Below are 23,016 nucleotides of genomic sequence, written 5' to 3' on the forward strand. Positions count from 1 at the left end.
GGATGAGGGGGCGTCAGGCCTGCGGCACCGGGACGGCCTCGACCACGCTGCTCGGGGAGCGGGTGGGGAGGATGCGGGTGAGCGTGAAGCCCGCCGCCGAGAGGAGCCGGCGGAACTCCTCGGCGGTGCGTTCCTGGCCGCCGCTGAGCACCATCATGTTGAGGTCGATGATCTTGCTGGGCGAGAAGCCGTCGCCGTCCGGGACGACGGTGTCCACGACGAGCAGCCGCGCGTCCTCCCCCATCACGCGCCGGCAGGACCTGAGGATCTCGATGCAGGACTCGTCGTTCCAGTCGTGCAGGACCCACTTCATCGTGTAGAGGTCGCCGCCCTCGGGGACCTTCTCGAAGAAGTCGCCGCCGACGAGTTCGCACCGGTCGGCGAGGCCCGCGTCCGCGATCCGCCCATGGCCGTTCGCCACGACGTGCGGCAGGTCGAGGACGACGCCGTGCGCCTCGGGGTGGGCAGTGAGGATCGAGGCGAGGAAGCCGCCCTCGCCGCCGCCGACGTCCACGATCCGCTCGTAGGGACCGAAGTCGTAGACGTCGAGCACGGCGTCGGCGACCATCGCGGTGAGCCCGGTCATCGCCTTGCCGAGGTGGGCGTTCATCGCGGGGGTGTCCTCGAAGAACTGCCAGATCTTCTTGCCCACCGCCCGCTCGAAGACCGGTTCGCCCGACCGTACGGAGTCGGCCAGCAGCCCCCAGGTGGCGTGATGGGCCTCGCCCAGTTCCATCTGGACGAAGGACGCCAGGGAACCGGGGACGTCCGAGCGCAGGGCGTCGCCGAGCGGGGTGGTCGTGTAGCGCCCCTCGGCGTCCGAGCGCAGCACGCCCACGCCGGCCAGGGTACGCAGCAGCCGGGCCAGGGAGCGGGGGTCGGTGCCGGTGGCGGCGGCCAGGTCGGCGGCGGTCCGGGGCTCGTGCGCCACCTGGTCGGGGAGGCCCAGCGCGGTGGCGGCGTGGACCGCCCGCGCCACCCAGAAGCTGGTGACGATCTGGAACATCCCGTCGAAGTCGGGCTGGGTACCGGCGTCGTCGGGGCGTGCGGTGGCGTCCATGGAGGTCTCCGGGCGGCTCGGCGGTGAGGGCGGCGGGAAGGCGGTACGGGACGGCGGTGCGGAAGGGCGGTGCTGCGGCGGCAGTGCCGGAAGGCGGTGCTGCCGCGGCGGCGCGGGAAGGCTGCGGCGCGGGAAGGCTGCGGTGCGGGACGGCGGTGCCGGGGCGACCGCTCCGGCCGTGCGCGGCACGGGTGCCGCGCACGGCCGTCGGCGTCGGGTCAGACGACGGAGACGGCGATCTTGCCGACGGTGCCCGCGCCGAACGCGCCCACCGCCTGGGCCACCGAGTCCAGCGCGTAGGTCTCGGCGATCGGCACCCGGAGCGCGCCCGTGGCGGCGGCAGCGGCGAGCCGGTCGAGCGTGGCCGTGTCGGGGTTGGCCATCACGGAGGTGACCGTGATGTCGCCGCGCCCGGCCTGCTCGGGGCCGAAGCCCAGGGTGGAGGCGAGCCGGCCGCCGTCGGCCAGCAGCTCCACGAGCTGCGCGGGGTCACCGGCCAGGTGCACCGCGGCCGTCACGCCGTTCGGCGCGATCGCGCGGACCTGGGCGGCGAGGTCGCCGGTGTGGTCCACGACGTGCGCCGCGCCGAGGCCGCCGACGAACTCCGTCTCGGCGCCCGGCTTCGCGGTGGCGAGGACCGTCGCACCTGCCGCCACGGCCAGCTGGACGGCGTACGCGCCCACCCCGCCGGTCGCGCCCACGACGAGGACCGTGTCGCCGGCCTTCGGCGCGATCGCGTCGACGGCGTTCGCGGCGGCCGTGCCCGCCAGGCCCAGCGCCCCGGCCCGGTCGAGGTCCAGGCCCTCCGGGACGGCGGCGACGCCGTAGCCCTCGGCGACCACGACGTACTCGGCGAAGGCGCCCTCGGAGACCACCGGCTTCATCACCACGCCGAACACCCGGTCGCCGGCGGCGCGGGTCACGCCCTCGCCGACCGCCTCGACCGTGCCCGCGAAGTCCTTGCCGAGCGTGACCGGGAACTTGTGCTCCAGCATGTCCTTGAACACGCCGTAGATCACCGCGCCGTCGAAGCCGTTCAGCGACGAGGCGTGCACCTTGACCAGGATCTCGCCCGGCCCCGGCTCCGGCTTGGCCACCTCGGTCACCGCGGGGGTGGTACCGAAGTCGTCGATGGTTACTGCGCGCATGGAGTGTTCTCGCTTCCCTGTGAAATGTCGGAACTCTGGTGCGGTCGAGCTGTGGACGCGCGGTGCCGCGCCCGCGCGTGGGCTACCGGACGGCCTGCTCGTACGACGCCCGCATCACCGTCGCGACGACCTCCAGCTCGTCGGCGTCGCGCGGGGCGTAGAGCATGACGATGCTGCTGGGGAACTCCGGCCGCCGGGAGATCGGATGCGGCTCGACCCAGCCCAGCTCGGTGAGCGGGCCGAGCGACTCGATCGGCACCGTCAGGTGCATGAACCCGGAACCGTGGATGTGCCCGAACTCGTCGACCGACGGGTGCAGGAACGCCTCGAAGGCCCGCTCCGTCTTGTCCAGGCGCAGTGCCAGGGAGGACGGCTCCGAGACCTGGCTCTGGGTCATGAACACACCCGGCAGCGCCTCCGCCCGGGCGATCAGCGCCTCCCGGATCTCCGGCGGGGAGAAGTCCTCGAGCTGGTCGTGCGGGATCTCCCGGCCGGTGGTGGCGGGCCGGGGCCCCTTGCGGGGAGGCAGAGCGCTCAGCGCGCTCGGTTCGACGGCCATGATTCTCCTCGGTCCTCGGGGCCTCGGGGGCTCGGCTCCGCCTCGCGGCGACGGTCCACGGCAGGCCGAAGTCACGCACAAACGGTGCGCTGGTCACTTCTTGTTCTCAGGGGAATTTTGGGCGATCCTCGTGGGGTGGCAGAAGACGGCACCTCAAAAAGCGCTACGCACATGGATGTTCCTGACCAGGTCAGCGAGGCTCTGACCACCTGCCGGCTGCGGGACGTGCTGGACCGGGTGGGGGACAAGTGGAGTGTTCTGATCATGGCGCTGCTCGGCGACGGACCACGGCGCTACTCGGATCTGCGGCGCTCCATCGACGGCATCTCGCAGCGGATGCTCACGCTGACACTGCGCAGCCTGGAGCGTGACGGCCTGGTCATCCGGACCGTCACACCGACCACTCCGCCCCGGGTGGACTACGAGCTGACCCCGGTCGGGCACACGCTGTCCAAGGAGGTGAGTTCGCTCATCCGGTGGTCCGAGCGGCACCGGGAGTACATCGGCATGTCGCGCCGCAGTTACGACGCCCGGTAGCCGCCGCCTCACCGGCTCAGCGCGATCGTCTCGTGGTGGCGGATCACCTCGGCGATGATGAAGGTGAGCAGCTTCTCCGCGAACGCCGGGTCCAGGTGCGCGGATTCCGCGATGTCCCGCAGCCGGGCGATCTGCCGGGCCTCGCGGGACGGGTCGGAGGGCGGCAGCCGGTGGACCGCCTTGAGCCGGCCGACCCGCCGGGTGTACTTGAAGCGTTCGGCGATCATGTGCACCACGGCGGCGTCGATGTTGTCGATGCTCTCGCGGAGCTGGTCCAGTTCGGCGCGCACGCCCGTGTCGTCGTCCACCGCGTTCTCGGTCACGGTCATCCGGTCGTCAACTCCCCTGCTGTCCTTGATCCGTGACGTCGCGTCAGACCGCGAGGCCGTCGAGCACCGGGCGGACGTCGTCCAGGAACCCCGCGACGAGGAAGGCCAGATCGAGGGACTGGCCGCGGTTCAGGCGCGGGTCGCACGCCGACTCGTAGCGGTGGAAGAGGTCCGGGAAGCCGAGGTCGTGCCCGCCGCCGAGGCACTCGGTGACGTCGTCGCCGGTGAGTTCCACATGGATGCCGCCCGGGTGGGTGCCCAGGGCGCGGTGCACCTCGAAGAAGCCGCGGACCTCGCCGAGGATGTCGTCGAAGCGGCGGGTCTTGTGGCCGGAGGGTGCCTCCAGGGTGTTGCCGTGCATGGGGTCGCAGGCCCAGACGACCTGGGCGCCGGAGGCGGTGACCTTCTCCACCAGCGGGGGCAGCACCTCGCGCACCCGGTCGACGCCGAGCCGGACGACGAAGGTGAGGCGGCCCGGTTCGCGGTCCGGGTCGAGCCGGTCGATCAGCTGGAGCGCGGTGTCGGCGGTGGTGGCCGGGCCCAGCTTCACCCCGATGGGGTTGTCGATCCGTGAGAAGTACTCGACGTGGGCGCCGTCGAGGTCGCGGGTGCGCTCCCCGATCCAGAGCATGTGCCCGGAGGTGGCGTAGGACCGGCCGGTGCGGCGGTCGCGGCGGGTGAGCGGGCTCTCGTAGTCGAGCAGGAGCCCCTCGTGGGAGACGAAGAACTCGGAGTCGTCGAAGTCCTGCGGGCGGGCGCCGGTGGCCCGCATGAAGTTCATGGCGCGGTCGATGCCGTCGGCGATGCCCTCGTACCTGGCCCGCAGCGGGGAGCCGGCGATGAAGTCGCGGTTCCACTCGTGGACCTGGCTGAGTCCGGCCCGGCCGCTCGCGGTGAACGCCCGGACGAGGTTGAGGGTGTGGGAGGACGCCTGGTACATCCGCAGCAGCCGCTCCGGGTCCGGGACCCGGGAACCGTGGGTGAAGTCCGGGCCGTTGACCGCGTCGCCCCGGTAGACGGGCAGGGTGACCCCGTCACGGGACTCGGTGGGCTTCGAGCGCGGCTTGGCGTACTGGCCCGCGAGCCGGCCGACCTTCACCACCGGCATCGACACCGCGTAGGTCAGGACCGCGGACATCTGCATCAGGGTGTTGAGCTTGCTGTGCACGGTGTCGACGGAGACCCGGTCGAAGGTCTCCGCGCAGTCGCCGCCCTGGAGCAGCAGCGCCTCCCCGCGGGCGACGGCCGCCAGCCGGTCCCTCAGCCGGTCGCACTCCCCGGGGAGGACGAGCGGGGGCGCGCCGGCCAGTTCGTCGGTCACGCGGCGCAGGGCCGCCGGATCCGGGTAGGCGGGCTGCTGCCCCGCCGGCAGGGCGCGCCAGGTGTCGCGCGGCCCGGGACCGAGCGCGGGCCCCAGCCCGAGGGCCGCCGGCTTCGACGCGCCCGCTGTGTCCGTGGTGTCCGTGGTGTTCATGGCAGAACCTCAGGATTCGGAGTGGGTACGAGTGGAGTGCGGTGCCTGGAGCGGGGGTGACGGGGATGCGGGGGGTGAGGGATTCCGGGGGGTGAGGGATTCCGGGGGGGCCGACCCTCAGACGCGGACGCGCTGCGCCTGGAGGCGGGCTCCTTCGAGGGCCTGTTTGAGGGAGGTGGCGGCCACGCCCTGGAACCCGGCGAGCCGCGGCACATGCCCGGACTTGGTCATCTCGGCGTGCAGGAAGGTGAGGTCGTCGGCGAGGGCGACCATGCCGAACGCGGCCTTGAGGTAGGGCTCCTGGAAGTCGTACGCGTACCGGGGCGTGCCCGGCCCGTAGGCGCCGCCGCGGGCCGTGACCACGACGACCTGCTTGCCGGAGAGGGGACCGGTGCCTGTGGCCGGGTCGACGACCAGCGGCGGGATCACGATCCGGTCGAACCACGCCTTGAAGGTGGAGGGCAGCGAGAAGTTGTGCATGGGCAGCCCGAGGAGCAGCGTGTCGGCGGCCCGCACCTCCTCGACGAGGTCCCAGGTGAGCGCCCAGCTCGCCTTCTCCTCCGGGGTGATCGCGGCGTCGCGGGCCTGGTCGAGGTCGCGCACCTCACCGCTCTCCAGCCGGTGCATCACCGCGATCTGTTCGGCGTCGACATGCGCCACGGGCCGCGCCGCCAGGTCCCGGTAGACCTGTGTCCCCTCCGGGTTGGCCGCCCGCCAGGACGCGGCGAACTCGGCGGTGACCCGCCGTGTGGTCGATTCGATCCGCGGACTGGTGTCGATGTGCAACAGGGAAGGCACGAGGTCACGCTCCTGTGTGGGTCGCCGGACGGTGGGCCGGTCGGACGGGTGGGGTGGGGTGGGGTGGAGAGGCGGACGGGAGTGGTGGGCGAGGGGAGGCCGCGCCGGGCGCCGCGTACCGGGACCGTCCCTCAGACCGGCTCCTCCGTCCGCCGCCCCCAGCGCGGATAGCTGCCCAGGAAACGGGCCCCCGCTCCCAGCCCGGCGATCGCGGACATCGCCTCGCGTACGGGCGGGTTCTCGATGTGGCCGTCGATGTCGATGAAGTAGCGGTAGCTGCCGAGGCGGTCGCCGGTGGGCCAGGAGTGGAGCCGGCTGACCTCGATGTCCCGGGAGGAGAACTCGGTGAGGATGTCGAGCAGCCGGCCGGGCCCGTCGTCGCCGGGGTTCACCATCAGGGAGGTGCGGTCCAGCCAGGTCCGCGCCGGCGGGAACCATGCCGGGGCGACCGAGACGAACCGGGTGACCGCGCCGGCCCGCTGGCCGATGCCGGTGGCGAGGGTCGCGAGGCCGTACAGGTCCGCCGCCAGAGGGGCCGCGACCGCGGCGACCCCCGCCGCCGACGCCGTCCCGGCCACCTCGCGCGCGGCCGCGGCGGTGGAGTCCGCGGGCCGCACGCGTGCCTCGGGCAGATGCTCCGCCAGCCAGCGCATGCACTGGGCGAGCGCGTGCGGATGGCTGAGCACCTCGGTGACGGCGGGGAGTTCGGTGCCGGACCGCGCCATCAGCGCGAACGTCACCGGCACCTCCACCTCCGCCGTGATGTGCAGCTCCGCCGAGACCAGCTGGTCCATGGTGACGGGCACCACGCCCTTCACGGAGTTCTCCAGCGGCACCACCGCCGCCTCGCAGTCCCCGCGGCGCACCGCGTCCAGCGCCGCCGGGACCGTGGGGAACGGGCGGCCGCGCCCGGCGGGCACCACCCGGCGCAGCGCCGCCTGGGTGAACGTGCCCTCCGGGCCCAGATAGGCGTACGTCATGACGGACCGTCAACTCTCTATCAAGCGGTGGAAGAGGACGGTGTCGAAGATGTCCTCCATCCGGACGGCCCGGCCCTCCCGCATGGTCCAGGAGTGCACGAAGTCCAGGCTCTCGGTGTGCCCGGAGTGCGAGGTGACGTCCCGGACGCCGAAGACCACGACCCGTTCGCCGGACTGGACGAACTCCATCGGGTGCAGGCGCATGCCGCCCAGCACGGTGGGCACATGGGCCAGGAACTCCTTGACACCGGCATGGCCCACCTTGGTGCCGCCGAGGCCGTACACGTTCATGCCCTGCGGGTGGATCCACTCCACGTCCTCGGACAGGACGGCCAGCAGCGCGTCCACGTCCCGGGCGTGGAACGCCTGGTACGCCGCGTGGATCAGATGGAGGTTGCTCTCCTGCGTCTTCACCGGGCTGTGGCTCCTTCTCACTTCGCGTACTCGGGATACAGGGACTCGACGGTGCGGCGGATGCCCTCGCGCCAGCCGACCTTGCACGGGCCCGTCAGCCGCCTGCGCAGCGTGGGGTCGAACTGGTACGTCTCACGGGTGACCTCGCTCGGCAGCAGCTTCGCCTCGACGCCGGTCAGCTCCTCCAGGTAGCGGACGCAGTCGGTCATGCCGACCGGCTCGTCACCGCCCCAGTTGGTGAGCGTGACGGGCACCGACGCGGCCTCCCACAGCCGCGGCACCTGGTCGACCAGGTCGTCGGTGTGGATCAGGGAGCACCAGTTCTGGCCCTCGACGGGCACCGGGATGGGCTCGCCCGCCAGCATCCGCTTGAAGTAGAGCATCGGCACCCCGCCGTAACCGCCGGGCCCGTAGGCGATGTTGAGGCGGGCGATGACGGTCGGCAGGTTCAGGGTGCGGGCGTACGCGCGGACCACGCCCTCGGTGGCGATCTTGGCGACGGGGTAGACGGGCAGCCAGTCGGCGACCCCGTCGACCGGGTCGTCCTCGGTGTACGCGTGGTCCAGGGTCTGGCGCTTGTACAGGGCTCCGGTGGAGACGTACAGGAACGCCTCGGCGGTGCGGCAGTGGGTCATCAGACGGCCGGTGGCCACCGTGTTGACCTCGACGGCGGTGTTGAAGTCGCCGTCCTCGCCGCGCCGGACGGCGGAGTGGATGACGTGGGTGAAGTCCTCGGGCAGGCCCTTGAGGGTGTCGTCGCCGGTGTCGTCCATGTCCCAGCGGAAGGTGGTGATGCCGTGGTCGCCGAGCGCCTTCTCGGAGCCGGGGGTGCCGAACCGGCCCAGTGCCCAGACCTCGTTGTCCTGGGCGAGGGCCTTCGCCACTGGTCCGGCGACCTGTCCGGTGCCCCCGGTGACCAGGATCTTCTTGCCGTTCATCGTGCTCTCCTCCAGGGTCGGGGTCGGGGGTCAGCCGGCGTCGCCGAGCGCGCGGTCGAGTTCCTTGCGCAGGATCGACTGGAAGACGGCCACATGGTTCGGGCCCATCAGGGTGTAGTGCTCGCCGGGCACGTCGAGGTAGCGGACGTCGGGGCAGTGCTCGTCCCAGCGGCTCAGCTCGTTCTTCAGCCAGTCCTCCTTGGTGCCGCGCAGCGGGATGGCGTAGAAGACGGACATCGAGCGGACCGAGCCGCCGGGCGCGTAGGTGCGGCCCAGGTCGGTGAGTCCGTCGGCGAGGGTGGCCCAGGCGGTGAACTTCTCCAGGGTGAGGTCGAGTTCGGCGAGCCGGGCCTTCGGCGCGAGGTCGACGAAGTGCGCGAGCTGCTCCTCGCGGCTGAGGTGGCGCAGCTGCCCGGGCAGGTCGAGGGACTGCTTCTTGTCGATGAGCGCGAGGAAGAACGCCAGGTTGGCGGCGGTCTCGACGAAGTCCAGTTCGTTCATGCGGTACTTGATGTGCGGGGGCAGGTTGAAGCTGCCGACGAAGTCGACCCGCTCGCCCTGGCCCTCGAGCACCTTGGCTATCTCGAAGGCCACGGCGCCGCCGTACGAGTACCCCGCGACGGCGTACGGGCCGTGCGGCTGCTTGGCGCGGATCGCCTCGACGTAGGTGGAGACCATCTCCTCGAAGCTCTCGAAGGGCTTCTCGCCCGGGTTGAAGCCGCGGGCGCGCAGCGCGTAGAACGGCCGGTCGCCGACGAAGTACTTGGCGAGGTTGACGAAGACGAGGACCTCGCCGACGCCCGGGTGGACGCAGAACAGCGGGGTCTTGTCGCCGACGACCTGCATCGGGACGATCGGGTCGTACGGCCGTGCCGCCGAGGCGTCCTCGCCCAGCCGGGCGGCCAGCTCACGGACGGTGGGGGCCATCAGCACGGTGATGATCTGGAGGTCGTGCGCGCCGAGCCGCTGGGCGACCATGCTGCGCAGCCGCAGGATGTCCAGCGAGGTGCCGCCCAGGTCGAAGAAGTTGGCGGTGGCGCTGAGCTTCTCCGGAGCGGTGTCGAACATCTCCGCGTAGATCCCGGCGAGGACGCGCTCGGTGTCGCCCTCGGGCGCGGTGTAGCCGCCGAGGCGGCGCAGCACGAGGTCGGCGACGGACTCGGTGACCTGCTCGTAGGCCCCGGCCTCCAGCTTCCGGCGCATCAGGGAGCGCTGGATCTTGCCGAGGCTGGTCTTCGGGAAGGCCTCCTTGGGCAGCGGCAGGATCAGCGAGGGGCGGAAGCCCCAGTGCATGACGACACCGGAGCGTACGGCGGACAGCACCCGGTACAGGGCGAGTTCGTCGCCGTCCTCGGTCTCCGGGTGGAAGGCGACGACGAGTTGCTCGGTGTCGCTGCCCGGGGCGCGGGTCGGGAACGCGGCGACATAGGAGCGGGCGACGCCGTCCAGCTGCTCCAGCAGGGTCTCGATCTCGTGGCTGAAGTAGTTGACGCCGTTGACGATGATGCTGTCCTTGCTGCGGCCGACGAGGGTGAGGCGGCCCTCGTCGAGCCGGCCGAGGTCGCCGCTGCGGAACCAGCCGTCGGCGGTGAAGGCGTCCCGGGTGGCCTGCTCGTTGTTGTGGTACCCGGGGGTGATCATGGGCCCGGTGAGCTGGAGTTCACCGGTCTCGCCCTCGCCCAGCTCCTGGTCCTGTTCGTCGACGATGCGCAGCCGCAGGCCCTCGACGGGGGTGCCCAGGTTGGCGAACTCCTGGCCCTGGTCGGCGGCCGGGAACGCCTGGGAGTAGATGGATCCGGCGCAGGTCTCCGTCATCCCGAACGCGGGCCACAGCGCCTCGGAGCGCAGTCCGTGGCGTGCGAAGCGGCGCAGGAAGGTCTCGCCGGTGGTGCGGACCACGGCCTCGCCGCCGCTGATGATGTGGCGCAGCCGGGACAGGTCGACGGGCCCGGTGTCGTCGAGCCGGTCGGCGGACGCGTTCAGCAGCCCCAGCAGGAAGTTGGGGGTGAAGGTCATGGTGACGCCGTGCCGGGAGATCAGCCGCAGGAACTCCAGCGGCTCCCCGAGGACGACGGCGGCCTCGACGTGCAGCTGGGTGGCGCCCGCGTACAGGGGCAGCAGGTGGCACTCCAGGAGGGCGGCCACATGGTCGAAGGAGACCCAGTTGAGGGAGACGTCGTCCGGGCCGAGGCGGTGGTAGCCGTTCTTGCCGGCCATGGAGGCGAGCAGGTTGGCGTGGGTGAGCCGGACGGCCTTGGAGTTGCCGGTGGAGCCCGAGGTCAGCACCAGGAGGGCGGTGTCCTCCGGCGCGGCCGCGTGGAGCAGGTCGGCGGGCTCGGCGGCGTACAGGCTCGACAGGGGCGTGACGCCGAGACCCGCCACGTGCGGCAGTTCGGCCGCGAGGGACTCGGTGGTGACGACCAGCGGCTGGTCGAGGAGGGTGTTCACATGGCCGAGCTGGGCGGCCCAGCGCTCGGGGTCGCCGCCGAGGGGTGCCATCGGGACGGGGACGAGCCCGCCGAGCAGGCAGGCCCAGAAGGCGGGCAGGAAGTCCTGCGGGCGCTCCAGGAGCAGGACGACCTTGTCCTGCGGGGCGAGGCCCCGCTCCCGTAGTCCGGTGAGCACCCTGCGGGCCTCGTCGACCAGTTCGGGGTAGCGCTGGAGGTGGGAGCCGTCGGGGCCGGGAGCGCCCTGCTGGTAGAGGAGGCCGGACTCGGGGTGCTGCTCGGCGGCCCGCAGGAGGAGGTCCGCGATGTTCCGGGTCGATGAAATGGCCATGGTCATGTCGATGCCCTCTCTTCTCGTTCGCGAGGAGACGCGCGCCACGGGGCGGTGGTCGGGCGCGTCACGGGTGACGCCGGCGGCCGCGGTGGCGGGCGGCCGCGCACCTGTGGTCGGGGAGGATCCGTCAGTGCGGCGTGGACTCGGGGCCGTGCGGCGGGCCGGCGGCCAGGGACGGCCGGTGGCGTTCCGCGACGGCGGACTCCGAGGTGGACGGACAGCGCAACACGCGGCTCCCTGGTTCCCGGCAGTTGATGACTGGGTGGTCGACCGAGCCCCCGTTGCGCGAAGAAAGTCGGCGCACAGGGCCTTGACAACAAGCCTCTGTGGGGCGGGTCCCCGGTTTCAACAGACCTGGTTTCAGGGCTTCGTCAGGTTTCACAAATCGAGCGCGGGTGTGTCGGTTCCGGCTCAGATCCATGTCAGAGGAACGTCAGATGCCCAGGTCGGGCGGGGGGCGGTCGCCGACGGGCGCGGACTGGACCACTGGGGGCGGAGCGGGGGCGCGGGGCCGCGGGCAGCACTGAGGGCGGAGCGGCACTCCGCCCCGCCCCGCGCAATTATCTGTTCCTATTCGGTTGGCCGGGCGTCAGTTGTTTCCCTCGACGACCGTCGAACGGAAATACTTCACGCCGCGGACGGTCGATTCGGAATTCACCCGTTGCCGAGCCTGAACCCGACTCCCCGGATGGTGATGATCCAGTCACTGGCACCCAGTTTGTTGCGCAGACTGCTGACATGTGTGTCGACAGTCCGCCGGGACCAGGAATCTCCCCACACCTGCTGCATGAGTCGATTTCGTGGAATCACACTTCCCGGATGGGAAGCCAGAAGATGCAGGAGATCGAATTCCTTGCGAGTGACGACGACCGGCCTTCCGTAGAGGCTCACCTCGCGCGAGCCGGCGTCGATCCGCAGGGGTCCGTGCGAAATGACCTCGGCCGGCCGCGGCGCGGGCCGGGCCCGCCGCATCACCGCCTGCATCCGGGCCATCAGTTCCCGGAACCCGTACGGCTTGACCATGTAGTCGTCCGCCCCGGCCTGGAGTCCGAGGACCCGGTCCAGCTCGGTGCCCCGGGCGGTGAGGGCGATGATCGGGATGTCGGAGACGGTCCTGATGGCCCGGCAGACCTCCAGCCCGTCCAGGTCGGGCAGTTCCAGGTCGATGAGGACGAGATCGGCGTCCGCGTACACCTGGAGCGCCATACCGCCGCACTCGACCACGTCCACTTCATGTCCATGTCGGCGCAAACCGTGGATCAGGGACTCCGCGTACTGGACATCGCTTTCCACCACGAGCACCCGCCACGCCCCGGTCGCCACCGCCGGTGGCATGACGGCCGTTCTGGTCCCCGCGGCGATCCCGGTATTCGCCAGAACGGCCACTGGCACTTCCGGTGCACGCTGACTCATCGTCTCCCCCAAGACTCGTCTAGCTCTCAAGACCCCCGACCGGGCAGGGCCACAGCACTCGGCGAGTCTAAAAACCCCTTCTTCCGACTGTCAAAGATCCATGGCGTAAACGAGCTATGTCCAACGAGTCAAGGGGAATTCCGCATTCCGTTTGCGGACCCTTGGAGAATACCGGACGAACGGACGCGTCCAACTTGCGCGGATCAAGCCATTCTTGAAGCCCTCAACCAGCGATTCGTCCCTTCTCGACCGACCGCTCCTCATCATGTGACGGATACTCAGAGGATCACGCCACGCCTCCCACATGTACACGATCGGACAAGACCCCGTCCCACCCCCACCGCTGGCCGGAACCAGGTGGTCAACGGCGTGCGCGGCACTCCCGCCGTCTTGTACGCAATGACCTTGTCGCCACCCTCCCACCCCCGGGGAAGAGACGCATTCCGATGCCAGGAAGGCCGAAAAGAGGTACGAACACGCGTGTTCCCAGCGCACCCGGAAGTTCCCTCGCGCGGAAAATTCCCGAGCGGGTGCCGAATTCTACCGACCAGGAGAATATTACGATTCTTTTACCGCCGATCGGGAACACCGCTGTCATTCGGCGCGATGCCACTCCCGTACCGAGGGATCCAGCGCGACCACGGACCGTCCGCTTCCGCCCCGCGCGGCCCGGACGACCCCGGCGACCGCGGCGGCGAGCACCCGCACCGTGGTCCCGTGCAGCGCGAGTCCGCTGCGCCGGCCGTCCAGGGCCAGGAAGTCCCGGAAGAGCTCCTCCCTGGCCCGGTTGTTGAGGCTGTCCGACGCCGCGTCCGACGCCGCGTCCGGAGTCCGCATCCTGACCCGGCTGACGGCCTCGCCGCCGATGAGCCCGCGATTGCGGTACACCACGACGTCGAACGGGCTCCGCCCGCCGCCGGGCCGGGCGTCCTGGCAGGAGTCGACCCGGATCGTCATGAGCGGACCCACCTGGAGCGTCACCCGCTCGTGCCGGACCCTCCCGTTCCCCTTGTAGGTGTCCTCGGGCAGCTCCAGCCCGCTCCGCGCGGACAACGAAGACTGGAGGAGCGTGAGCACCGCCGTCGTGACGACGTCCGGGCCGTGCATCAGCCGGGCCAGCAGCACCACGTCGGTCTCCCCCCAGAGCTGCTCCGGCACGGAGGCCGGCCGGGGCAGACCGCTGAACCTCCCCCACCGCTCGCGGCCGAAGAGCCGCGCGTAGGCGGCGTCCGTCAGCTGGGCGTCGACGCCGCGGGCGTCCACCGCGCTGACGTCGAGGCCGAGCCGGTCCGGCGGCCGCGCGCAGCCGCGGTTGACCTCGGTCAGCCAGCAGAACAGGTCGACGAAGTGGTACCCGGAGTGCAACAGCTTCCCATAACCGTACTTATAGGGGTGACCGTCGCGCGAGACGAACTCCCAGGGCATGTTCCAGGTGCCGTCGGAATGGTGGATGTCCAGATAGGTGACCGGTATTCCGTATTCACCGACGACCTCGGCGAGAATCTCCTTCACCATCAGGTACGCCGGATGCGCCCGACGCTGGGCCTGGACGACGACGGTCACGCCGTTCTTTTCGGCGAGTTCGGCCAGAAAAAGCTGGTCCTCCACCATTCGCAGCGCTTCCTCGGGCCCTTCCTCCCGTAGGTCGCGGGCCGTCACCGGCTTTTCCAGGAGAACGTGCATACCGCGCCGGACCGCCCATTCCGCATAGGCCCGGTGCGCGCGCGGCTCGGTCGCCACGATGCAGCCCCAGGCTGGGGTTTCCCGCAGGGGATCGGCTCCGTCGAGGGCGTCCGTGAGCGTGCTGGAATCCGCCGCGTCGGGGACCAGCACCACACGGCGGGGTTGCAGGGAACGGCCCGCGAGATACTTTTCGACAATGTCCCGCTGCGACTCCAGATCCACCACCGTGTCTATGGTGAGGCGACCGGCCGACTGGTACCTTTCGAGAAGGGGGTAGTACATGGTCCGGGAATAAGGACCCAGACCTGCCAGCACTATCCGCTTGGCGGGCGCACCGGGCATGGCTTTCTCCCTTCAGGGAGGGGATCGATTCATGAGTCAGAATGCGCACGGAAATCCCGCGGACATTCAGGTCTCTCCGGCCTCCGGGTATGTCGGTGCCCACGTCCGCGGAGTCCGGCTGGGAGACTCCCTGGACGAGCCGACGTTCACGGCCGTCCGCCGGGCGCTGGACCGCTACCGCGTGCTGTTCTTCCGCCGCCAGTTCCTGACGCACGCGCAGCAGACCCGGCTGGCACGGCGGTTCGGCCCGCTCGCCCCGCCGCACCCCTGGCAGCCCCCCGCCCCGGACCACCCGTTCGTGCACCGCCTGATCACGGGCGCCGGCACGCCTCGGACCCCCGAGGAACGCCACCGGGCCCGCTGGCGCAGTCCCGGCTTCCTCTCCGGCTGGCACGCCGACATCACCGCCGCCGTCGACCCGCCGTCCCTGTGCGTCCTGCGCGCCGAGCGGGTCACCTCCCGGGGCGGCGACACCACCTGGGCGGACCTGGTCACCGCCTACGAGCAGCTGTCCGCGCCGCTGCGCCGCCTCGTGGACGAACTGACCGCCGAACACCGCTATCTCGTGGGGTACGTGCCCTTCGGCGTCCTGGACACCGCCGCCCGGACCGCGCTGGACGCGGGCCTGGTCGCCCACCATCCGGTGGTGCGGGTCCTGCCGGAGAGCGGACTGCGCGCCCTGTTCGTGAACCCGGCGTTCACCAGCCACATCAACGAACTGACGCCGCCGGAGAGCCGGTACGTCCTCGACCTGCTCTTCGCCCATCTGACCCGGCCCGAGTTCGGTGTCCGGCACCACTGGGAGGCCGGCGACGTGGCGATCTGGGACAACCGCGCCACCGCGCACCTCGCCCCGGAGGACCACGAACACCTCGGGGAGGAACGCGAGATGTACCGCGTCTTCGTGGCCGGCTCCCCCGCGGTCGGCCCCGACGGCCGGACGTCGGCGGCCCTCTCCGGCGAGCGGTACCAGACGGCGGTCCCGCCGGAACACCAGGCCGCGGACGATCCTGCCGAACAGGCCCCGGACGCCTCGGCGGACCGGCCCGCGGGCGGCTGAACACCGCCCCGGCGTCGGGCGCTCCTCCCCCGGGCCGGCCCTCCCCCGCACCGCGAGCGGCCCGGTCATCCGGTGAGCGGCAGCGGCCGCACCGGCCACCGCGGGCCGTAGGAGGGAATGAGCAGGACGTCGCCGATGTCGGCCGGCACCGGGCACGCCGTGAACTCGACCCGGTCCCCGTCACGGCAGAACCCGAACGCCTTCGAGTGGCTCACCACGGTCGCCGTCCCGTACCGCGCGCCCGCCTCGGACCGCACGTCCCGCACCCCGAACACCGCGGGCAGGTCCAGCTGCCCGGGTGGTCCGTCCTCGACGAAGACCCCGCGCATCCGGGCCGGCGGTCCGGGCGGCCGGCACGGCACGGGAGCCGCCGGAAAGCGTTCGGCGCGGCCGCGCGAGTGGTACGAGACGGAGACGCGCAGCCCCCGGTAGCGCAGGTTGAACCGGTTTCTGCCGTCGGCCTCGAAGGCGGCGTACATCGTGTGCTGCGCCGCGCCCGGATAGGCCGCCCGCCACACGTAGAAGAGGTTCGTCTGCTCGTCCGGCGGCCAGCGCCGGCGCCAGCCGAAGGCTCCGTCGGCGAGCAGCCGGGGGATCGCGCGCGTCGTCGCGGCGACGGCGTCCGCGCCGTAGACGTCGAGGTCGACGTCGGAGCGGTCGCAGGCAAGGCCGCAGGCGTACGAGCCGTTCAGGCCGACCCGCGCCGGATCGGTTCCCGCGGCCTCGGTCAACGACCGCACCAGCTCACCGACCAGGCGTTCGCGCGCGGACCGGGGCTGTTCGACCGCACGCCGGGCCGCGTCCTCCGGGACGATCGGGGCCGCGATGTCGTCGGGGCCGAGAAGTTCGAAGCGGCGGGCGTGGAAGGGCACGTCGACGAAGGGCAGCCGGCGGCGGACGGGGGTGCCGTCCGGCCAGCGGTGGTCGCGGACCTTGACGAGTCCCGCGCGCTGCTCGAAGTCGCCGCGCGGCGCGTCGCGGACGGGGGCCCAGTCCGGGACGGCCAGCACGCCGTTCTCCGGATGGTGGTCGCCGACCGCCTTGTAGACCCAGCCGTCCCGGGTCCAGAACTTGTCGGCGTACCGCACCCCCCGGTCGGCGAACGGCCCGACGGCGGGCACCGGTGCCTCGGGTTCCCAGCGGGGCGCGTCGACGGTCCACCCCTCAGCCACCGCACACCTCCTCCAGCAGGGCGCGCAGGCCGACGAAGACGAGGCGCGAGTTGTCGAAGTCGCTCAGGAGCAGCGTCTGTCCGCCGGGGTCCACGGCCACGTGCCGGGGAAAGAACAGGCTTCCCACCAGCCGGTCCAGCGCCGGGGACAGCGAGCGGACCCGGCCGTCGGGGCGGACCAGCAGGACTCGGTGGTGTCCGGTGTCGACGACCAGCAGGGCGCCGCCGCGCAGCCGGGCCATCGAGCGGGGCCGGTGCAGCGGGGTCCCGGTGTGGGCGCGTACCCGCTCCGCGTCCAGCCAGGTGGTGCGCCGGCCGTCCGGGGCGATGCGCAGCAGGCGGTCGGCGCCGGTGTCGCACACCAGGACGCCGCCGTCCGGCAGAGGCAGGGACATGTGCGGATCGGACAGGCCGGTGTGCCACCGGTCGGCCACCCCGCTCCGGTCGACGCGGCCGACGGTGCCGCTCTCGCTGTCGGTCACCAGCATCCGGAACGGGGACACCGAGGTCACCACGACATGGTGCGGGTCACCGAACGGCCGGGGGGCGGCCGCCCCGCGCGGGCGCCACGCCGTCAGCCGCCAGCGCGGGGCGCCCGACCGGTCCAGGCACAGCAGCCGCCCCCGACGGCCGTCGGCCACCAGGGTGCCCTCGGCGGTCGTCGTGGCGAACCGCGGCCAGTCCAGCGCCTCGGGTCCGGCCGGCGTCGCGGGAAGCACCCGGCGCACCCGCCCCGCCGGGGTCACGTCGAGCACCCGGTCGTTGTGGCAGTCGGCCACCAGCACCCGGTCCGGGCCGGTGAAGTGGGCGCCCCGGGGCTGGATCAGCTCGGTGGCGGCGATGTCGCACCGCCCCAGCAGCACGGTGGACGTGTCCCCGTCCCCGAGCCGCAGCAGCCGGTCGCCACGCCCCTCGGCCACCAGCACGGTTCCGTCCGGGCAGGCCACGGCCGTGTTCGGATGCCACAGCCGCAGCGCCGAGCCGGTGTGCGCGTCGGTCCGCCCCCACGTCCGTACCACCGCGCCGCCGGCGACCTCGAGCACCCGGTTGTTCTTGGTGTCCGCGACGAGCACCGCGCCCGAGGCGGTGACGCAGGCGTGCCGGGGCGCGTTGAGCAGGCCCGGCCCCTTGCCCGCGCGGCCGATCCGGCCGTGGACACGGCGGACGGGCCCCGCCCCTGAGGCGCCGGCGACATGGAACACGCCGTGCGCCCGCGCGTCGGCGACCAGGAAGCCGCCCCCGTCCGGATCGACGGACACGCCCACGGGCTCCGCCAGCCCGTCCCCGGCCCCCAGCCGGCGCCGGATCCGGCCGCCGGGCGTGACGACGAGGACCTCCCCCAGACGCGGCAGGGCCAGCACGAGGTCCCCGCCCCCCAGCAGGCCCGCGCCGGTCGGCGGCCAGGCCCGGGCGGGCAGCCGCCGGGCGTCGAGCAGCGGTGTGCCGGTGCCGTCCGGCCGCCGCAGCACCACCCCGGCCGGCCCGGTCACCACCAGGCCGTCGGGGTGCGCGGCGGCCGACGTCACCCGCGCCGCCCAGGCCCCTGCCGGCCGGACCCGGCCGTGCGTCAGGATCCGCAGGCCGTGGTCGCGGTGGACGGTCACGACGGCGCCGTCCGCCGTGCCGAACCCGCAGGCGAAGCCCGAGCCGTCCAGCGGATCGCGGCGCACCTGTCCGGGAACCGAGAGCCGCCGGCCGAGTTCCCACGCCGGGACCGGCCCCGTCGCCAGCGTCTCCAGCGGCAGGCCGGCGGGGGCCGGCACCGTCGCGCCCGGGGCCGCCGGATCACGCGCGTCACCAGGGATGCGGATCACCCGCTCTCTCCACGAAGGGCGGAAGCCTCCGCCGGGGATCGGTCAGCACGAGCCGTACGAGGTCGGCGGCGGCGGTCGCGGGATCGTCGGCGGCGTCCCGGGTGCCCATGGCCGTGCGCAGGGAGCCCGGGTGGACGGCCACGACCCGGATGTCCGCGCCGGCGAGTTCCTGGCGGAGGCTGAGGCTCAGCATGTTCTGGGACGCCTTGCCGATCCGGTAGGCGTAGTGCCGGGCACCCGGGCCGTCGTCGCGCGCGGCCCGCGCGAACGAGCCCCGGCGCGAGGAGACGTGCACGACGGTGGCGTGCCGGGCGCGGCGCAGCGCGGGCAGCAGGGCCTGGGTGAGCCGCAGCGGCCCGAGACAGTGGGTGACGAACGAGTCCAGCACGTCGTCCGCGCGCAACTCCCCGAGGACGCTGGGCGGATGGGCCACCCCGGCGTTGTGGACCAGCAGGTCGACCGCTGCGCCGCCGACGATCTCCGCCACGTCCCGGCCCACGGCCGCGTCCCGCACATCGGCCACGACCGGGTGCGCCAGGGTGCCCAGGACCGCGCGGAGCGCCGGGGCGGCGGCGGGGTCGCGGACGACGCACAGGGTGCGGTAGCCGCGCAGGCACAGTTCGTGGGCGGTGTGGAGGCCGAGTCCGCGGGCGGCGCCGGTGACGACGGCCATGGGCGGGCGGGCGCCGGCGGCGGGCGGGCGCGTCACCGGGGGACGCCCGACGCGTCGGGACGCCTGAGCGCCTCCTCGCGCGGCACGGCGGGCGCCACCGCGTCCCGGTCCGGCGTCCGGGGCAGCGGCGGCGGGCCGGGCGCGCGGTCGTTGCCCCGGTACAGGTGGCCGCCGCTCACCACGATCTGACGCCCCCGGTCGGGGTACCGGTCGAGTTCGTCGGCGCTGCGGAAGCCCAGCACCAGGCTCATCCGGCCGCGGTCGCTGGTGTTGGCGCTGACCGTGTGGAAGGCGAGCGAGTCGAAGAGCAGCACCCCGCCGGCCGGCACGGGCACCGGCAGCGCCTGGTCCAGCAGGTCGGCGAACTCGGCGTGCTCGTCCATCCAGGTGCCCCCGCCGTCGGGCTGCGGCACTCCGACGAAGGGCAGGAACTGGGAGCCGGGGACGAGGTGCGTGCAGCCGCTGGCGACTGTGGACTCCTCCAGGTAGACGACGGCCGTGACCAGGCCGCGCGACCACTGCAAAATGTCCCGGTGCAGGCGCGGTTGGGACGTGCCGGGGCCGTTGACGGCCGCCTGGTTGTGGCGGTTGAGCACGTAGACGACGTGGGGGCCGAGGAGCGAGCGCAGCGCGCCGACGAGCCGGGGTGTGGTGATCAGCTCGCCGACCAGCTCGGGGTCGCGTTCGTACAGCCGGTACAGCTTGGGCAGGCCGCCCGGGGCGTCGGTGGCGACCCGGGTGCCGGTGGTGAGCCGCGTGTCCGTGGTGAGCCGCGTGTCCGTCGCGGCGGGAAGCGACGGGGCGACCTCGTCGCGGACCAGCCGGCGCAGCCGGGCCGCGAGCGGCTCCGGGACGACGCCGGGCAGCCGGAGGTAGCCGGAGTCCCTGAAGTGCCGTGTCTGCTGGGCGGTGAGGCTCATCGCGTACTCCGTCCGAGTAGGGTGCGTCGGCCCGCTCCGGCCGCCCGGTGGCGCAGCCGGCGGGGCAGGTACCAGGCGAGCAGCCGGAACCGGTGCCACCAGCCGTACTGGAGCGTGGCCAGGGCGAAGAGGTACTCGCGCACCGCGAACACCCGGTGGGCGCCCGGCAGCAGAGCGACCCGCCAGGCTCCGGCCCGCGACCCGAGGAAGAGGTTGGCGGTGAGGAGCTGCTCGTAGCGTTCCCGCAGCGCCTCGTCGGTGACGGCGGCGTCGTCCGCCCGGTAGCCGTCGCGCAGCGCGCGGTGCCGGTAGCTGAGCATGCCCTGGAGATCGCCGGACTCCCGGAACCAGGTCGTCGACCGGTCCGCGTGGGTGTGGTCGTCGCGCGGTCCCCCGCGGCGCAGGGCGTCGAGGCTGTCACGGACGTCCTGGAGGGCCCGGAACGCGGCGACGCGCCGCAAGCGGTTGTCGTCCCGCGCCGCTTCCGCCGCTCTCGTGTCCGGCGTCTCCTGCATCTCGCCCGTCTCCTGCGCGGGCGGGGTCCCGGCGGGCTCCGGGGCGGCCGGCATCCGGGCGAGCAGCCGGCGGGCGAGGGGGCGCAGGTCGGGGGTGCGGTGCATGTGCTCGACCACCCGGTTCAGGGTCTCCTCCAGGGCGTACGCCTCGTCCGAGCCCTCGGCGACCCCGGACCGCTGCCGGCGCAGCCACAGCCAGGCCGCGAGCAGCCGTCCCTGGGCCCACAGACAGGCGCCGATGCGCTCGGCGCGCACGGACCGGTCGGGGGCGTCGGCGGGGGCACGCCGCCACATCCGGCGCAGGCTGCTCCAGGCGCCGGCCTCCCACAGCAACTGCGAGCGGACGGAACGCAGTTCGACGGGATCGTCGGCGCCGGTGCCGCCCTCCTCGAGCAGTCGGCGGACCTCGCGGTGCAGGCCCAGCGAGCGGTACAGCAGGAACGTCGCGCGGTGGCGTTCGGCGTCGGTGACCGTCAGCCGCGGTGCGGCGGGCGTGCGAGGGCGCGGGGCGTCCGGCGGCGGCAGCCCCCAGCGCCGGGCGAGTTCCGCCAGCAGCAGGTCCGTAGGGCCGCAGACGACGCGGACGTCGGCGCCCGCCGTGCGCAGCAGGGACTGGAGCGGGATCGCGGACTCGGCCGGCACGTCCGGCAGGTGCGGCGGGTGGGCCGAGTGCAGCGCCCACAGCACCCGCAGCCCGCGCAGGTCGTCCGCCGGAAGCGCGGCGACGAGCCGGTCGACGTCGAAGTAGTCGCTGCCGCTGTAGCCGAGGACGATCACCGCGCGCGGGGAGCGCAGCAGGGCCCGCATCCGCGTGGCCTCCGCCGCCGGGAAGCCGGTCCTGATGGCGCTGAGCGTCGCGCCGAGTTCCTTTCCGTCGGGCGAGTCGGCGAAGGAGAGGTGGAAGTGGTGGACGGCGTCCGGGGGCACCGGACGGCCGTGGCGCGCCTCGTGGGCCCGTTCGACGCAGGTGTCGAAGTTCGCGGTCACATGCCGGCCGCCTCGCGCGATGTGGTCGGCGGCGAAGGCGTGCAGCCGGTTCGGCACGGCGACACGGACGTCGTCCAGGATGTCGAAGGTGTCCGGGAAGGCGTCCGGGCGGGCCCGGGCGGCGGCGTCGAGCGCGGTCTCCAGCCGGGGCAGCCGGGCGGCGGGCAGGCCGGTGTCGCGCTCGCACAGCGGGGTCGTGGTGAGGCCGACCACCTGGTGGTAGGTCAGCACCCGGGCCAGCGCGCCGGGTTCGAAGAAGGTGTCGAAGACCCGGCTGGTCAGTTCGGGGCCGCTGGGCAGGCTGGTGGGCCCCTCGACGGAGATGCCGGCGCCGGACCAGAGCAGCACCTCCTCGGGCCCGATCCCGTCGAGCAGGGCCATGGCCTCGGCGACGGCAGGGTCCGGGGCGGTCATCGCGGCACCGCCTGCGGGTCGCCGTCGTCGGCCGGCGGCAGAGCGGGACCGGGCACGGACGGACCGGAACCGGGACCGGTATCGGTATCGGGCAGGGCCGGTCCGGAACCGGGCAGCGCGGCCGCCCAGAGGGCTTCGAACCGGCCCAGCCAGTACGCGTACCAGTGCGGCGAGGTCCGCCGGTCGAGGAAGAGGTGCATGCGTTCGTTGATGGTGCCGTCGCCGAAGCCGTGGAACTCCACGACGAGTTTCCCGTCGGGGCTGTCGCCGTCGACGACGAGCAGACTGAAGCCGGGGTTGAAGGGCAGCCGCCGGCACGCGAAGCCGGGCTCCCCCTCCAGCCGGCGCAGGGCGCCGAGCGCGCTCTGGAGCGCGGCGCCGAGATCGAGGTTGTCGTCGAGCTGCGCGGCCGCGTGGGCGACGGTCCGCGGCGCCGGGTCGAGCAGCACGAAGCGGACGGTGCCGCCGCGCCGGAGGATCTGCCGGCGCAGGTCCTCGGCGCCGGCCAGCACATTGATCGCGGTGGGTCCGTAGACCCGCAGGTCGCGGGCGCCGTCGAGGAGCAGGGACAGCGGGCCGAGGTCCTCCCGGCGGCGCAGCACCTCGTCGGGCGAGGCGGGCGGCGGCTCGGGCGGCGCGGCCGTCCGGAAGACCAGCAGCGCCAGGGCGCCCACGGTGAACTGGGCCATGCCGCGGGTGCCGACCAGGTCGAACAGACCCAGTCCGACCAGGGCGGCGCCCAGGAGGAAGAACACGTACGCCTCGATGTGCCGGCCGTGACGGATGTCGTCCACGACGCGGTCGACGCGTCGACGCAGGGAGTCCACTCGCGTGCTCTCTTTCGCTCGTGCCGTGTTTCGGCGGTGCCGTGCCCGGGGCGGGCCCGCACCAGGGGTGACCGTCCCGACTGAAGCGGCCCGCGCCGGGCGGCGACAAGGCGTGTTCGTGTCCGATTCGGATCTCGCTGTATCCGGGGTGCGGCGGAGCGGGTTTCGCTAGTCTCCGG

At 72.8% G+C, this 23,016-nt stretch carries 20 protein-coding genes; 2 read left to right on the forward strand and 18 right to left on the reverse strand.

What is annotated here, in order from left to right; all coding sequences use genetic code 11:
• Positions 1-13: 13 nt before the first annotated feature.
• The 3 genes from IE275_RS24895 to IE275_RS24905 form a co-directional block, all read right to left on the reverse strand.
• A complete protein-coding gene (locus IE275_RS24895; protein WP_189713620.1) occupies positions 14-1,060 on the reverse strand; it encodes a methyltransferase in 1,047 nt (348 codons plus the stop codon).
• 218 nt (positions 1,061-1,278) lie between these two features.
• The gene (locus IE275_RS24900; protein WP_189713621.1) at positions 1,279-2,208 is read right to left on the reverse strand and encodes an NADP-dependent oxidoreductase; all 930 of its coding nucleotides are present in this window, start codon (positions 2,206-2,208) and stop codon (positions 1,279-1,281) included.
• Positions 2,209-2,290: 82 nt separating this feature from the next.
• Entirely contained in the window at positions 2,291-2,767 is a 477-nt protein-coding gene (locus IE275_RS24905) for a luciferase domain-containing protein (protein WP_189713622.1), read from the reverse strand.
• 171 nt (positions 2,768-2,938) lie between these two features.
• Here IE275_RS24905 and IE275_RS24910 point away from each other — a divergent pair, with 171 nt between their 5' ends.
• Positions 2,939-3,304: a winged helix-turn-helix transcriptional regulator gene (locus IE275_RS24910; protein WP_189713623.1), complete on the forward strand. Its 366-nt coding sequence runs from the start codon at positions 2,939-2,941 to the stop codon at positions 3,302-3,304.
• Positions 3,305-3,312: 8 nt separating this feature from the next.
• Here IE275_RS24910 and IE275_RS24915 read toward each other — a convergent pair whose 3' ends face one another.
• The 9 genes from IE275_RS24915 to IE275_RS24955 form a co-directional block, all read right to left on the reverse strand.
• The gene (locus IE275_RS24915; RefSeq protein ID WP_189713624.1) at positions 3,313-3,633 is read right to left on the reverse strand and encodes a chorismate mutase; all 321 of its coding nucleotides are present in this window, start codon (positions 3,631-3,633) and stop codon (positions 3,313-3,315) included.
• 43 nt (positions 3,634-3,676) lie between these two features.
• A complete protein-coding gene (locus IE275_RS24920; protein WP_189713625.1) occupies positions 3,677-5,107 on the reverse strand; it encodes a class II 3-deoxy-7-phosphoheptulonate synthase in 1,431 nt (476 codons plus the stop codon).
• A 117-nt stretch (positions 5,108-5,224) separates the two neighbouring features.
• Positions 5,225-5,905: an FMN-dependent NADH-azoreductase gene (locus tag IE275_RS24925; RefSeq protein WP_189713626.1), complete on the reverse strand. Its 681-nt coding sequence runs from the start codon at positions 5,903-5,905 to the stop codon at positions 5,225-5,227.
• 131 nt (positions 5,906-6,036) lie between these two features.
• Positions 6,037-6,885, reverse strand: coding sequence for a prephenate dehydratase (pheA, locus tag IE275_RS24930; RefSeq protein ID WP_189713627.1), 849 nt, complete (start codon positions 6,883-6,885; stop codon positions 6,037-6,039).
• Positions 6,886-6,894: 9 nt separating this feature from the next.
• Entirely contained in the window at positions 6,895-7,299 is a 405-nt protein-coding gene (locus IE275_RS24935; protein ID WP_189713628.1) for a nuclear transport factor 2 family protein, read from the reverse strand.
• Between the two features lie 17 nt (positions 7,300-7,316).
• Positions 7,317-8,237: an NAD-dependent epimerase/dehydratase family protein gene (locus tag IE275_RS24940; RefSeq protein WP_189713629.1), complete on the reverse strand. Its 921-nt coding sequence runs from the start codon at positions 8,235-8,237 to the stop codon at positions 7,317-7,319.
• A 30-nt stretch (positions 8,238-8,267) separates the two neighbouring features.
• Positions 8,268-11,015, reverse strand: a complete 2,748-nt coding sequence (locus IE275_RS24945; protein ID WP_189713630.1) for a non-ribosomal peptide synthetase — start codon at positions 11,013-11,015, stop codon at positions 8,268-8,270.
• Between the two features lie 657 nt (positions 11,016-11,672).
• Positions 11,673-12,353, reverse strand: coding sequence for a response regulator transcription factor (locus IE275_RS24950; RefSeq protein WP_229870532.1), 681 nt, complete (start codon positions 12,351-12,353; stop codon positions 11,673-11,675).
• A 672-nt stretch (positions 12,354-13,025) separates the two neighbouring features.
• Positions 13,026-14,456, reverse strand: a complete 1,431-nt coding sequence (locus tag IE275_RS24955) for a Gfo/Idh/MocA family protein (RefSeq protein ID WP_189713632.1) — start codon at positions 14,454-14,456, stop codon at positions 13,026-13,028.
• A gap of 31 nt (positions 14,457-14,487) precedes the next feature.
• Between IE275_RS24955 and IE275_RS24960 the strand changes: the two genes are divergently transcribed.
• Entirely contained in the window at positions 14,488-15,516 is a 1,029-nt protein-coding gene (locus IE275_RS24960) for a TauD/TfdA dioxygenase family protein (RefSeq protein WP_189713633.1), read from the forward strand.
• A gap of 65 nt (positions 15,517-15,581) precedes the next feature.
• Here the strand turns inward: IE275_RS24960 and IE275_RS24965 are convergent, their stop codons facing one another.
• Genes IE275_RS24965 through IE275_RS24990 form a run of 6 tightly spaced genes read right to left on the reverse strand, consistent with a single transcriptional unit; the run spans position 15,582 to position 22,837 of the window.
• Entirely contained in the window at positions 15,582-16,688 is a 1,107-nt protein-coding gene (locus IE275_RS24965; RefSeq protein ID WP_189713634.1) for a hypothetical protein, read from the reverse strand.
• Positions 16,681-18,501, reverse strand: coding sequence for an NHL repeat-containing protein (locus IE275_RS24970; RefSeq protein WP_189713635.1), 1,821 nt, complete (start codon positions 18,499-18,501; stop codon positions 16,681-16,683). The genes IE275_RS24965 and IE275_RS24970 overlap by 8 nt, the downstream gene beginning before the upstream one ends.
• Complete coding sequence (locus IE275_RS24975) at positions 18,482-19,210, reverse strand: SDR family NAD(P)-dependent oxidoreductase (RefSeq protein WP_189713636.1); 729 nt, start codon at positions 19,208-19,210, stop codon at positions 18,482-18,484. Before IE275_RS24975 ends, IE275_RS24970 begins: the two co-directional genes overlap by 20 nt.
• Positions 19,207-20,094: a phytanoyl-CoA dioxygenase family protein gene (locus IE275_RS24980; protein ID WP_189713637.1), complete on the reverse strand. Its 888-nt coding sequence runs from the start codon at positions 20,092-20,094 to the stop codon at positions 19,207-19,209. The genes IE275_RS24975 and IE275_RS24980 overlap by 4 nt, the downstream gene beginning before the upstream one ends.
• Positions 20,091-22,010: a hypothetical protein gene (locus IE275_RS24985; protein ID WP_189713638.1), complete on the reverse strand. Its 1,920-nt coding sequence runs from the start codon at positions 22,008-22,010 to the stop codon at positions 20,091-20,093. The genes IE275_RS24980 and IE275_RS24985 overlap by 4 nt, the downstream gene beginning before the upstream one ends.
• On the reverse strand, positions 22,007-22,837 hold the full coding sequence (locus tag IE275_RS24990; protein WP_189713639.1) for a hypothetical protein: 831 nt from the start codon (positions 22,835-22,837) through the stop codon (positions 22,007-22,009). The genes IE275_RS24985 and IE275_RS24990 overlap by 4 nt, the downstream gene beginning before the upstream one ends.
• Between the last annotated feature and the right edge of the window lie 179 nt (positions 22,838-23,016).

It is taken from the genome of Streptomyces phaeofaciens (genome assembly GCF_014648915.1).
Lineage (GTDB): Bacteria > Actinomycetota > Actinomycetes > Streptomycetales > Streptomycetaceae > Streptomyces > Streptomyces phaeofaciens.

Coding starts and splice junctions, on each gene's coding strand:
- IE275_RS24895 (WP_189713620.1), bottom strand. CDS start 1,060: ATGGACGCCACCGCACGCCCCGACGACGCCGGTACCCAGCCCGACTTC.
- IE275_RS24900 (WP_189713621.1), bottom strand. CDS start 2,208: ATGCGCGCAGTAACCATCGACGACTTCGGTACCACCCCCGCGGTGACC.
- IE275_RS24905 (WP_189713622.1), bottom strand. CDS start 2,767: ATGGCCGTCGAACCGAGCGCGCTGAGCGCTCTGCCTCCCCGCAAGGGG.
- IE275_RS24910 (WP_189713623.1), top strand. CDS start 2,939: ATGGATGTTCCTGACCAGGTCAGCGAGGCTCTGACCACCTGCCGGCTG.
- IE275_RS24915 (WP_189713624.1), bottom strand. CDS start 3,633: ATGACCGTGACCGAGAACGCGGTGGACGACGACACGGGCGTGCGCGCC.
- IE275_RS24920 (WP_189713625.1), bottom strand. CDS start 5,107: ATGAACACCACGGACACCACGGACACAGCGGGCGCGTCGAAGCCGGCG.
- pheA (WP_189713627.1), bottom strand. CDS start 6,885: ATGACGTACGCCTATCTGGGCCCGGAGGGCACGTTCACCCAGGCGGCG.
- IE275_RS24940 (WP_189713629.1), bottom strand. CDS start 8,237: ATGAACGGCAAGAAGATCCTGGTCACCGGGGGCACCGGACAGGTCGCC.
- IE275_RS24945 (WP_189713630.1), bottom strand. CDS start 11,015: ATGGCCATTTCATCGACCCGGAACATCGCGGACCTCCTCCTGCGGGCC.
- IE275_RS24950 (WP_229870532.1), bottom strand. CDS start 12,353: ATGCCACCGGCGGTGGCGACCGGGGCGTGGCGGGTGCTCGTGGTGGAA.
- IE275_RS24955 (WP_189713632.1), bottom strand. CDS start 14,456: ATGCCCGGTGCGCCCGCCAAGCGGATAGTGCTGGCAGGTCTGGGTCCT.
- IE275_RS24960 (WP_189713633.1), top strand. CDS start 14,488: ATGAGTCAGAATGCGCACGGAAATCCCGCGGACATTCAGGTCTCTCCG.
- IE275_RS24980 (WP_189713637.1), bottom strand. CDS start 20,094: ATGAGCCTCACCGCCCAGCAGACACGGCACTTCAGGGACTCCGGCTAC.
- IE275_RS24985 (WP_189713638.1), bottom strand. CDS start 22,010: ATGACCGCCCCGGACCCTGCCGTCGCCGAGGCCATGGCCCTGCTCGAC.